A 1,161-nucleotide genomic window follows, 5' to 3' on the forward strand; every position below is an offset into this window, starting at 1 on the left:
AGACCAGCGAGATGCCCTGCGCGACGCGGTCGGGCAGCAGCCCCCGGGTGTGCTCGGTCAGCGGGATACGGGTGGCGATGTTGATGGTCCCGGCGTCCCGGATCACCGCGTGTGGCAGGTACTGGCGGCGGACCGCGGAGTGCGTGCCGTCGGCGGCGACCAGCAGGTCGCCGGTGGCGGTGGTGCCGTCGGCGAAGAGCGCGGTGACCGTGCCGTCGTCGCGTTGCTGGTAGCGGGTGAACGTCTTGTCGAACTCGACGGCGTCCTCCAGGCCGGTGAGCAGGACCTGGCGCAGGGTCATCCGGGCGACCGAGCGTTCGGTGCCGACCTCGTCGGTGTCCGGGCGCAGTGGGAACGACGCGGTCTGGCGCAGCCGCTCGGTGACCACGTTGAAGTAGCGGGGGGAGCGGGCGCAGGTGGCGACGAAGATGTCGAACAGCTCCGGCGGGAGGCACTCCCGCAGCGCCTTGCTGCCGGTTGGTCCGATGCCGACCCGGTAACCGAGCAGCCCGTCGATGCGGGTGGCGTGCCGTTCGTAGACGGAGACACTGATGCCGGCCCGGCGCAGTCCGTGGGCCAGGCAGAGACCGCCGGTGCCGGCCCCGATGATCAGTACGTGCGGTGCGTCGGTGGGCATGCGTCCGACTTTCGGCTCAGCCGGCTGTGCGGGTGGTGCTGACCGACGGGGTGGCGTCCCAGCTGTAGAAGCAGCCGGCGATCGCGTCGCGCGGTGAGCGCCAGGTCGGCAGGTACGGCGAGGTGTGCGCGGAGAGCCGCTCGTTGACCTGGAGGTAGAGCGGGTGGTTGCGGGCCGCGGCGAGGGCGTCGGCGTCGACGTCGGCGGTCTCCATCAGGTGTACGCACAGGTCGTGCAGGCAGTACAGGGAGCGGTGCCGGACGCCGGTGAGGCCCGGCAGTTCCGTCGCGTCGGACTCGGCGAAGATCTGCGCCACACGTCCTTCTGCGCCGGGGATGATCCGGCTGACGATCAGTAGACGACTCATGGGACCCCTCCCGCAGGCGGTGCTCCTGGATCAAGGTCGGGCGACCACGGCACCGTTCTGCCGGCCACTATGCCGACCACTCTGTCACGTTGCCGTCACCGTGGGTGTGGTGGTGGTGACGCGCCCGGCCGGCACGGGGGCCGGGTCACTGTGGGCC

Annotated in this window: 2 protein-coding genes; both read right to left on the minus strand. The window is 71.1% G+C overall.

All coding sequences use genetic code 11. The annotated features are described in order from the left end of the window. A partial coding sequence (locus tag E1258_RS32750) for an NAD(P)/FAD-dependent oxidoreductase (protein ID WP_165949969.1) occupies window positions 1–637 on the minus strand: 637 nt, incomplete at its 3' end. 16 nt (window positions 638–653) lie between these two features. After that, window positions 654–1,004: a TcmI family type II polyketide cyclase gene (locus tag E1258_RS32755; protein WP_132407864.1), complete on the minus strand. Its 351-nt coding sequence runs from the start codon at window positions 1,002–1,004 to the stop codon at window positions 654–656. Between the last annotated feature and the right edge of the window lie 157 nt (window positions 1,005–1,161).

The organism is Micromonospora sp. KC207 (assembly GCF_004348615.1).
Classification (GTDB): Bacteria; Actinomycetota; Actinomycetes; order Mycobacteriales; family Micromonosporaceae; genus Micromonospora.